Annotated in this window: 12 protein-coding genes; 3 read left to right on the forward strand and 9 right to left on the reverse strand. The window is 37.3% G+C overall.

All coding sequences use genetic code 11. From position 1 onward, the window contains the following. Positions 1-100 precede the first annotated feature (100 nt). The 8 genes from G4D63_RS21525 to G4D63_RS21560 all read right to left on the reverse strand — a co-directional run bounded on the left by G4D63_RS21525 (position 101) and on the right by G4D63_RS21560 (position 6,153). Positions 101-910, reverse strand: coding sequence for an ATP-dependent DNA ligase (locus G4D63_RS21525; RefSeq protein ID WP_163182114.1), 810 nt, complete (start codon positions 908-910; stop codon positions 101-103). A 69-nt stretch (positions 911-979) separates the two neighbouring features. Beyond that, positions 980-1,927, reverse strand: coding sequence for a restriction endonuclease (locus tag G4D63_RS21530; protein WP_163182115.1), 948 nt, complete (start codon positions 1,925-1,927; stop codon positions 980-982). Positions 1,928-1,973: 46 nt separating this feature from the next. Then, positions 1,974-2,417 (reverse strand): hypothetical protein, encoded by a 444-nt coding sequence (locus G4D63_RS21535; protein ID WP_163182116.1) that lies wholly within the window; start codon positions 2,415-2,417, stop codon positions 1,974-1,976. A gap of 33 nt (positions 2,418-2,450) precedes the next feature. Continuing rightward, entirely contained in the window at positions 2,451-3,716 is a 1,266-nt protein-coding gene (locus G4D63_RS21540; protein WP_163182117.1) for a DnaB-like helicase C-terminal domain-containing protein, read from the reverse strand. Next, entirely contained in the window at positions 3,713-4,672 is a 960-nt protein-coding gene (locus G4D63_RS21545; protein WP_239586010.1) for a DnaD domain-containing protein, read from the reverse strand. The genes G4D63_RS21540 and G4D63_RS21545 overlap by 4 nt, the downstream gene beginning before the upstream one ends. A 166-nt stretch (positions 4,673-4,838) precedes the next feature. Next, entirely contained in the window at positions 4,839-5,513 is a 675-nt protein-coding gene (locus tag G4D63_RS21550) for a DUF6946 family protein (protein ID WP_163182118.1), read from the reverse strand. A 32-nt stretch (positions 5,514-5,545) separates the two neighbouring features. Next, entirely contained in the window at positions 5,546-5,782 is a 237-nt protein-coding gene (locus tag G4D63_RS21555) for a hypothetical protein (protein WP_163182119.1), read from the reverse strand. Continuing rightward, positions 5,761-6,153 (reverse strand): LysR substrate-binding domain-containing protein, encoded by a 393-nt coding sequence (locus tag G4D63_RS21560; RefSeq protein WP_163182120.1) that lies wholly within the window; start codon positions 6,151-6,153, stop codon positions 5,761-5,763. Before G4D63_RS21560 ends, G4D63_RS21555 begins: the two co-directional genes overlap by 22 nt. Before the next feature lie 100 nt (positions 6,154-6,253). On the opposite strand from G4D63_RS21560, the gene G4D63_RS21565 reads away from it, so the two are divergent. Next, positions 6,254-7,579, forward strand: a complete 1,326-nt coding sequence (locus G4D63_RS21565; protein ID WP_338023998.1) for a short-chain fatty acid transporter — start codon at positions 6,254-6,256, stop codon at positions 7,577-7,579. A 234-nt stretch (positions 7,580-7,813) separates the two neighbouring features. On the opposite strand, the gene G4D63_RS21570 is transcribed toward G4D63_RS21565, so the two are convergent. Further along, a complete protein-coding gene (locus tag G4D63_RS21570; protein ID WP_163182121.1) occupies positions 7,814-8,719 on the reverse strand; it encodes an RpnC/YadD family protein in 906 nt (301 codons plus the stop codon). Between the two features lie 412 nt (positions 8,720-9,131). Here G4D63_RS21570 and G4D63_RS21575 point away from each other — a divergent pair, with 412 nt between their 5' ends. Beyond that, on the forward strand, positions 9,132-9,443 hold the full coding sequence (locus tag G4D63_RS21575) for a hypothetical protein (protein ID WP_163182122.1): 312 nt from the start codon (positions 9,132-9,134) through the stop codon (positions 9,441-9,443). Between the two features lie 99 nt (positions 9,444-9,542). After that, a complete protein-coding gene (locus G4D63_RS21580; RefSeq protein WP_239586011.1) occupies positions 9,543-9,728 on the forward strand; it encodes a hypothetical protein in 186 nt (61 codons plus the stop codon). The last annotated feature ends 473 nt before the right edge of the window (positions 9,729-10,201 follow it).

Genomic DNA, 10,201 nt, shown 5'->3' on the forward strand with positions numbered 1-10,201 from the left:
AATGAAGACAAAGTTAAAGGACCTGAGTCCCGTTGAATACAGGTCTCAGGTCCAACAAGCTGCTTAAAATATAATGTCTAACTTTTTTGGTTCACTTCACTTAGGCGAGCGAAGGTAAACGTAATAATCCTGCTTTCGTATACTCCCGAAACTTAACTTTAGTCTCAAACGGCTCTATAAAAACAAAATCGGTACTCTCTTGCAATCTCTTAGCCTGGTAACCACGTTTCCTTTCATGCTCAGAAACCCCAAGCTCCATAATCCCAAGAGGCTTGCCGCTATAATCACTAAGCAACCACCCAAACTCATTTTTACGATAACCAGTAACAAGCACGTCAGCATACTGATAATTAATACACTTCAACCAGGAGTGACTACGCTTTCCTATTTCATATTTAGAGTCTTTCTTCTTCAGAACAATCCCTTCAAGTAACTGTGCCTTCGTTAACTCGAAAAAGGCAGCACCATTACCTTCAACAAACTGAGATTTTGAGAGTATTTCAGTATCGGTCTCAACAATCTCCGCAAGTAGCTCCTTACGCTTCAATAATGGGATGCTAACCGTCGATTCTCCGCGATGAAGTAGCACATCAAAGACTACATAACTAATGCAGTAATGTGATCGCTTAGACTGAAAACGACTCATAACCGCTTCAAAGTCCGGTTTACCCTCCTCGTTAGTTACAATCAACTCTCCGTCTAGAACAGTGCCTGGTGGAATACTATTTAAGGCAACTAACTCAGGGAATTTTGATGTGACTTCGTTCTTATGTCGCGTGTAAAGTCGTACTTTACCTTGTAGATCAACTGAATATAATAAGCGGATTCCGTCTAGTTTTAATTCTGTTATATAATCATCGGAGTCAAATGGTTGCTCCGTTTTGTGTAGTAACATTGGCGATATAAACATATAAAACACCTCACTATAATTTTAACAGGGTTGGTGTTTTATAACGTTAGGGAAACGATGGAATTTAGCTTATAGTTTATCTCCTACTTTCCCGCTACTAACTTCCTCATCAACAAAATAATCAGTGTCAATTCTCTTGACTATATATCTCTTACATTCTGAAACACCAAGACCATACTCAATCATTAGTTGGGCTAACCACTCTCCGTCTATTAACGCGATTTTTTTATTAATGACCTGAACATAGTCTTTTGCTTCATTCGTAAATTTAGAAGTTGTAATAAACACACCTTTTTTTGCCCTTTGCCCTTCTAAGCTTCCTGCAAACGCTTGTATATCAGGTCTTCCTACTGTATTGTTCCACCTTTTCGCTTGAATATAGATGGTATCCAAGCCAAGTTTATCTTCCTTAATGATTCCATCAATCCCCCCATCTCCTCTTCTTCCAATTGCTTGTCCAGCATCTTCTTTGGTTCCACCGTAGTCCATGGCGAGTAATAGATCGACCACAAGCTTTTCAAGAAATTCGGGTGAACATTCCTTAATCTTACTAAGTAGTTCAGTCGAGAGGTCCTCACTCATACGGTAGTAGCTCTTTTCTAGTATCTCTTCTGGTGTATCATTTTCTGTAATCTGGAAAGTTGTATTTGAGGTCTCTTCTAGGAGTTCTTGATCTGAAATGGAACTGAATTGATTCTGTTCATCGAATTCTAAAGGGTAAACGTTAATAAAATTAGCTTCCGATGCTAATACTTCTAGTCCACGTTTAGTGATGACATACCTAGCCTTAGAAACAGTTCTTAGAAATCCACCTTTTTCTAAATAGGTCTTTGCCCAACGAACTCGATTATTAAATGTCCTTTCTGCACCACTTGGTAGTAATTCATTTTTATCAGCTTCACTTAAACGAATGTCTTCCGCTAGTTGTCGATAAAGATCCTTCAATATATGTATTTTTCCATCCTGTAAAATTTTTAATAAAGGTAACGTAAGTGATTGAGAACTAGGTACTGCCACCATTTAACCTCCTTCCCTACTATTTTTTACATCAATAGATTTCTTCTTACACTAGACTAGCTTTAGCTTCCATTTTCCTATAGTACCCCGCCACCGCGGGAAAACTACTAAACTCTTTTCTCATCTCCCGAAATGTAACACTGACCTTCCCTCTTACCATTTCAAACTCAAGTGAATACTCATGACAGTTGATCGGTCTATAACCAAACTTATTGGTATAGAAAGTAACCGCCTCCTCAGGACTATGTGCAAAGATAAAGACAAAATCATCGGCATTCTTTTTTAGTGAGAATATATGAACTGGATTGATTCCTAAAAGGTTATTTTGAATAGATTCTTTCACTTTCTGATAATCTGCCTGATTCAAATCCACCTTGGATACATCGTCCGTTAAAGAAAGCTTACCCTCTGCTAGTAAATGGTGAATGTAATGAGCTAAGGATGATTCTTCATATTCTAAACTGTCTTGGTACAACTCCTTTACCAACATGTGTGTTCACCTCATTTTGGGAATTAGTGCTGATTAGCCATATACCTGCTCCGAATTTTCATCTATGTTCTCAATAGCCCCCGTATGCTCGTTATATTTTACAGAGATTGTACCAACAGGGCCATTTCGGTTTTTGGAGACGATGATTTCTAAAGAGGAATCGTCGGAGTTTTTGTCATAGTATTTTTCACGATACAGAAACAAGATCACATCGGCATCCTGTTCCACACTTCCAGATTCGCGAATGTCTGACATCATGGGGCGTTTATTGCTTCTCGATTCGACCGAGCGATTTAACTGTGCTAAACAAAGGACAGGGCAAGCAAAGTCCTTTGCCATCGTTTTGAGGCTTTTGGATATTTCGGTGACTTGTAAGTGCGCATTGCCACCATAAAATTGACTAGCTTGAATGAGAGATAAATAATCTATAAAGATAATTGGCTTCTTGTTTGGAAATTGATTCATGATTTTACGTGTTTTTGCTCTCATTTCGGCAACCTTTTGTCCGGCACTATCGAAGAGTTGTATATTGGTTTCATTCAGATTCCCAATTACTTCTGGCCATTTTTCCTTTTGTTTTGGTGTTAGCATGGTCTTCGGGTCTCGCATTTTAGCTCGATTGAAACCACCCGTGGAGGCTATAAGCCTTGAGGTGATTAGCTTTTCAGGCATTTCTAACGAGAAGATAATAGGTACATATCCTCCCCATCCAGCAGCTTTCGCCAAATGAAGCATCACATCTGTTTTTCCCATCGATGGTCTTGCAGCAAGGATGGTAACCTCTCCGTCCTGAAAGCCTCCCGTCATGTTATCGAGCTTTTTAATACCAGTTGTCGCAACTTTCACTTCTTCCTGGTCCTCCCAGGGTGCTTCGTAAATATCCGTGAGAACCTGTTGGATCGACGAGTGATCATGAATTTTAACTTGGTTGATTTTATCCAGTTCTGCTAGCACCTTGGCAATCTCCCAATTATTCAAAGAAGCAATCTTCAGGATGTTTCTTTTTTCCCGTTCCTTCCACACATCAATTAAGACTTCTTCTAGGTCTTCAAACTTCTCAATATCTGCATGCGATAACAAGTCAACCAGGTATGATACCCCACCGAACAAATCAAGTTCAGGTAAGGTGGTTAGTGTAATCAAATCTGCATTTTTACCATTTCGGTTTAGGTGAATCATTTTTCGCATTAATTCTTGGTGAATGGTGCCTTCTAGCTGCTCAGGTCGAATGATTGTATCCTTGATTAGGTAACCCGATTTCATCAAGCTACCCATGAACGTCTTTTCCGCGATACTCACCAGTCCTCACCTGCCGTTAGATCTAATTGAAATTCCTTGGAGGAACCTTTACTTGGCTTGTCTGGTTCAACCAGTTTCCTATGCTCTGTACCCTGCTTCTTATTCTCGTCATATGTATCAATTTCTTCTAACGTCAGAACGGAATCGTTTTCCCAATTTCTTAGAATCCCAACCACATAATTAAGTCTCCTAATATTGCTAGAACAAGCAATCTCCATCGCTTTCAAAATCATGTCCTTCGGTTGTAAAAAGCTAGAATTATATAGCCAGTACAGCAACTGTTGCTTAGCATGAATATTCGAAAACCCAAATCCATTTTGATCCCAAAATTCAACAACCTCTTTTACATCTTCTTTTTTCAAGCTCTCCCGTTCTAGATCAATATCTACACTTGAGTTAAGAGAATGTTGTTGTTGTTTTTTATTTTCTTTTTCTTTTTCTTCTTCTTTTTGTCCACGTATCGTGTATCGACTCGTCAACGTATCGTGGCACGATTCGTCAACTCCCTCGAAATCTTCCAGTTCCCCTTCATCATTCGTACAAAAAGATTCATAGACAGCTAGAATATCTTCCTTATCCACACATTCCGCCACATAAGCAATAAGCGAAGAATCCTCCACATTCTTTAGCTCAGATAAAATACAATCCATCACCGGTTTGCCACCCTTATGCAGGTTATACTTTCCCCAGTTTTTGATGGCAAGCTCTCTCGTGTCCGGATTGTAGCGAATCACCTGGTGCAGCTGAATAAACCGATTCATCAACGCCTCCACACTCTCAATCGAATACCCCATATCAAATGCCATCTGCTTTTTCGTAATCTTATAGATTCCAACCTGAGTCGTATGAGGATTCGTTAGGAGATATAAGAAAAAGTATCGATCCTCTGGGGTCATTTCTTCTGACACTACTGGGTTTAACCAGAAGTCAGTGCGAACCATTCTGTATTTTGCCATTTATACCACAACCTTTTCTATATAAAGTGTCCTTCATATTTGTATATAGGCAAAGATTTATAAAAAGGGGTTGCTGGTGTTTTAAAAATTAAAATAAAAAAATCACCTATCACATATATGTGTAGATGATTTTAGGTCGGGGTTTATATCCCCTTGTTTAAACCATTTATGCTATTTCCCCATTTACCCAACCAAAATACAGATTTACTCCATTTAGTTGGACTGGCCCCACAATTTCATCCTGCTTAGGAGATAATCCCAAAAGCTTCACAAACTCTGCATAATCATCAAACCATTTCCTTTTTTCACTAAAAGAATGAATTAGCATAAGGGAATGATTAGCAGCCACATTCGTCGCTTCAATTAATGCGGAGGCAGTTCTATGTAGTAATTGATATCTTATTTTTAACACACAATCCTCTTGTAAACTGAGTAGTTTCAACAGGTATTCTAATCTTTCTCTTTTACCCTTACTGGGATTATTGCCTAACCATACTTCTACCGTATCACCAAAGGGTTCAGAAACTTTTCCTTCCACCATAATCGTTAAGAGTTCATTGTTTGCATTTGCTAGTACATAAAGGTCATTATGTGAGCTTGCGTTTCCTCCTGGTAAGGAAACCTTGTACTCCGGAAATCCATACAATATCTTTACGTGGTTAAACAGTGGTATTTGACTCTGTTTGAATACGCTGTCAACACAGGATGGGAAATTGCTAGCCTCTTCCCAACAACGAGCTAATTCATATGCAGAATATCCTCTTTTCCATTGTTTCACAGGATCCGCTAGAAACTCTCTCCATGATGTTGCTCCTTTTGAAGGAACATAGAACTTACCCATTATTCCACCTACCCGTTTCTAATTTTTATTGATTAATAGTTTTTAGAAGCAAGATAAAACCTAATCGTCCTAACATATGTCTTCCAATCCTTATAACGCTCTTGGATTTTATTATCTAGAAAGGATTTAATCTGTTTTTCTTCGTTATATATCCCGTCACGTCTCATATTATCAAGTCTATTAATATATTGATCTACAGATATATCCTTTAATTTCATTCCTCCTTTGTCTAATAAATGTTTATGCTTTAGATAATCTTTAAACTCCATTTTTTCACCCTTCTTTCATTAATTATTCGATACAAGGGGACAGGGACTTTGGCCCACTTATAAGACAAAAGAGATAAAGTCCCTGTCCCTTCTGTCCTCCAAGAAAGATAACTATCTTTTTTCGTTATAATTCCGAGTTGCCACATAGGAGGAGCGTGTGGAGGTATCATGCTTATCGCTTTCTGATTCATCCTTGAATAGATAGATTTTGGTAGCATGGTAACTCCTAATTCACCTGCAACAAGTTCAGCAATCAAATCCCATTGCGAACTTTCATACACGACATTAGGTGTAAAACCTGCATTCTCACATCGTTCAATGATTAAGTTATGTAAAGCAAAATCACGATTAAATAGAATAAAATTTTCCAATTATTATTCTTCTAACATCACAACTAGAAGGTATTTCAATGGTTAATGTAGTAAATATAACTATGTGCATAGCACAAACTAATATTATGGAGGTTTTAAAGTGAAGGTTGCTATTTCGTTTTTTAATCGTATTATGCAGCGTTATTTGCCCGATCCGTTTTTGTTTGTTATCATTTTAACTTTTGTTGTATTTGGGCTTGGCCTGTTTCTAACGGAAAGCTCACCAATGAACATGGTTCAGTATTGGGGTGACGGTTTTTGGAGTCTGTTAGCCTTCTCGATGCAAATGGTGCTAGTATTGGTCACTGGTTATGTGTTGGCAAGCAGTCCATTGTTTAAGAAAGGGCTTGGCGCTCTGGCTTCAAAAGCAAAATCACCAGGTCAAGCTATCATTTTAGTTACAGTTATTTCTATTATTGCGAGCTGGATTAACTGGGGATTTGGACTTGTTATCGGAGCCCTGTTTGCAAAGGAGCTTGCGAAAAAGGTTTCTAATGTCGATTACCGCCTATTAATTGCAAGCGCTTACAGCGGATTCGTTGTGTGGCATGGTGGATTTTCTGGTTCCATTCCACTTACGATTGCGACCGAAGGACATTTTTCACAGGATTTAATTGGTATCATTCCTACAAGCCAAACTATTTTTGCAACTTTTAACGTAATCATTGTGTTAGCACTTTTCTTAATTTTGCCTGTTTTAAATCGCTTCATGCATCCTTCTAAGGAAGAAACCATTACGGTAAGCCCTGAGTTACTTGAAGGTTCATCTAACCTTCAGGCTGCGACGATTGAAAAATCAGCGTTAACTCCTGCTGAAAAAATTGAAAATAGCTTTATAGTTTCATTGTTAGTTGGTCTATTAGGTTTAGCCTTCTTAGTTTACTATTTTGTGAACAGTGGCTTTAGCTTAAACTTAAATATCGTCAACTTTATTTTCTTATTCCTTGGTATTCTATTCCATGGTACTCCTCGAAGATTTCTGGAGTCTGTACTGGATGCTGTAAAGGGTGCTGGTGGGATTATCATCCAGTTTCCGTTCTACGCTGGTATTATGGGTATGATGACAGCTTCAGGTCTTGCGGCAGTAATGTCTGAGGCATTTGTATCCATCTCTAATGAGTTTACGTTCCCACTATTTACATTTATTAGTGCTGGTATCGTTAACTTCTTCGTTCCTTCTGGTGGAGGTCAGTGGGCTGTTCAAGCACCAGTTATGTTAGCTGCTGCAGACGCACTCGATGTGTCCTATGCGAAAACAGCAATGGCTGTCGCTTGGGGAGATGCTTGGACGAATTTAATCCAACCATTCTGGGCTCTTCCCGCACTGGCAATCGCTGGCTTAAAGGCAAAGGACATTATGGGATATTGTGTAGTTATCTTATTTGTAAGTGGAGCTGTAATATCAGTAGGATTATTACTTTTCTAAATAAAGTCGATCCTTAACTGGGAAAAGGGATTTTTTCCTAGAAAAATTTTAGAAACAAACCCATGGGGACAAGGACCTTGTCTCAATAGGAAAGACATAGTCCCTGTCCCAAGATCCAAGGGGACAGGGACTTTGTTCCATATATAGTGATTACTTGTGTAAAAAGGGTTGTGACTTTAAAAGAAATAAAAAAATCACCTAGCACATTAAAGTGTAGGTGATTCTTTATGTTCCTTAATCCTTCAGTTTTTCTACTTCCTCTTTACTTAATCCAGTAGCCTCAATAATAGTTTCTACACTAACGTTAAGTTTTATTAGTTTTTCCGCAACTTCTTGTCTTTCCTCTATTTTAGCCTTTTCTCTTGCTTTATTTAACAGGTACTGACCTAAGACTGTATCTTCGATTGATAATCCCACGACCGATCCCTCCTTTTCAACTAATAGTTCTATTTCTTGAATCAAGGCAATCTCTTGTTCATATGGCATGATTATAATCTTATCAATGAATAAAAATAACTTACTTATATTTTCTCTTTTAATGCTATCTTCCTTCATTTTATCTTGAAAAAGGATCCTCATCAAATGTCGTTTAAAATGATACTTCATATCCTTATTCTTCTTACTCTTAATGGCATATAATCCAGCTAATATCGCCAATGCAAATGGGTTTTGTGATTGTAGAAGTGTGGTTTCAGTTTGAGAAGCAATACGGAAGGTATTATAGTGGTAGGTAACTTTTGTTTCGAGGAATTCATAGTAATACTGATTTTTGTTGTAAGAGGCCCGTTCGTCTGTGAAAAGCGCTATTGCATAAACTGGCTGATCATACAAATCCATAATTCGATAGAAGGATTGGAACATTCTTTTTGGAAAGTCCTTTCTATAATCTCCTTGTACCTCAATATGAATGTAAACCCATTGCTCGTTACCATCCTTTAAATGTAACTTGACTAACTTGTCTGAGGTTCGCTTGTTGCTGTTGGAATCTGGAATGATTGTTAGAAGTTCTTGTTCGAGGAACTCATGCTGGACTGAAAAGTCTACCCTTTCGTACAAATCTGGAGAGAAAAACAGGAGAAATTCTTCAAATAATGACGTAATGACATCCTTCCAAAGATAGTCATAATCTGGATTATTCAATTCATCAACACCTTTCTTTTAACTTACACTTTTTATATTCAATAAGGTTTTATAAATTCCTCCCTAGAAAAGACCCCCACAATATTTTTCTAAACCGTTCCGTTTTGAGGTGCATCTAAATTAAATGACATACTAATTGGCACAGGAATTGACCTGTGCCAATTTCCTTTTGTATAAAGGGTTTTTGATATATTTAATAGAATAATGACCTATGAGATGACATAATAAATTTAAAAGACAATAGTTGTTGTACACTACAAAAAGGTTGTCCTTTAGCCTGTCATTTTGGGTGCCAATTTAACAGTCATTTCAATTAATGGTTATTATACATCACAAGAGTTTATTGAACTAAAGGGTGAGGAATATTCAGTAATGTTATTGAAATAAAATAAAAGAAGAGGAGTGAGGTTTATTGAAGAAGAAAGTAATACTTGTATTAACTTTTGTGTTGTTAATTATTGCTGTCATAGCTATAAATCCTTATAACTTGTATCACCACATTAAAGCAGAAGGAACAGTTTCAAGTATATTGGCTGACCCTACTGTAAGAAATGCGGCTTTTGGTAATGACTCAGAAATAAGCAATATTAAATACTTAGGAAGTAATATGTATCGTGTAGAAACAAGTAGTAATACTTTTGTAATTGAATTAAAAAAAGACGGGTCACATTATAACTATGAAATCTATGAGTTTAAACAAAAGATTGGTGCATTCGGACATTAAGTTCGTGAACCAATGTACTTAAAGTAACGGGGTGCAGTTCTTCAAGAAGGAAAGAACTTTTCAATTGAAATAGCTTTATGTATTAAAGGAGAGATATTGATGATTTTATTAACAGCACAAGCCTACATAAATGGGGGAGATGTTCTCTTTCAATTGTTTGCTTTTATGGTTCTGTTAGTAATCCCTATTGTTGTTGTAGTATTCATTCTCACAAGAAAGAGAAATAGGAGACTAGCAAGAATCGAAGAAAAATTAGACAAATTATTAAAAGAAAAAGACCAGTAAATGATAAATCCATCTTCAGGTAAAGGGTGCGATTGCATAATAGGTATCAGTAGCCTTTTTTTCTGAAGCTCAACTAAAAAACTGAGGTGTGGTTAATGTTTGGTTTAAATGTGGATAGCAATGAACTTTCTTTTATGGTTAGTCAATCTGTTTGCTCTTTATCACAAATCAGTTCCAGCACAATGATTTTTGTAGAATTTAATTCCGCAAGTTTGAATATAGAATGTTTCTGACGACTTCGAGATTCACATCGCCTGATAATCACATCTAATGATAAAAAGCATCCTGACTATGATTGGTCAAAGGACCCAGTTGAAGAAATTAAGCTAATACTAGCTGGAAAGCAAATACGGTCATGCTACCTAGCAAAAGACACAGAGGACTTGTTTATTCAGTTTGAAAACGACATATGGTTAGATGTGTTAAGGGATAGCACAATGTATGAATCTTGGCAAATTGATGCTGGAGAACAA

Source organism: Bacillus mesophilus (assembly GCF_011008845.1).
Lineage (GTDB): Bacteria > Bacillota > Bacilli > Bacillales > SA4 > Bacillus_BS > Bacillus_BS mesophilus.

Bases quoted from the DNA above. Each gene is read 5' to 3' on its own strand.
- G4D63_RS21525 (WP_163182114.1), bottom strand. From the start codon at position 910: ATGTTTATATCGCCAATGTTACTACACAAAACGGAGCAACCATTTGAC.
- G4D63_RS21535 (WP_163182116.1), bottom strand. From the start codon at position 2,417: ATGTTGGTAAAGGAGTTGTACCAAGACAGTTTAGAATATGAAGAATCA.
- G4D63_RS21545 (WP_239586010.1), bottom strand. From the start codon at position 4,672: ATGGCAAAATACAGAATGGTTCGCACTGACTTCTGGTTAAACCCAGTA.
- G4D63_RS21550 (WP_163182118.1), bottom strand. From the start codon at position 5,513: ATGGGTAAGTTCTATGTTCCTTCAAAAGGAGCAACATCATGGAGAGAG.
- G4D63_RS21555 (WP_163182119.1), bottom strand. From the start codon at position 5,782: ATGGAGTTTAAAGATTATCTAAAGCATAAACATTTATTAGACAAAGGA.
- G4D63_RS21580 (WP_239586011.1), top strand. From the start codon at position 9,543: ATGATTTTATTAACAGCACAAGCCTACATAAATGGGGGAGATGTTCTC.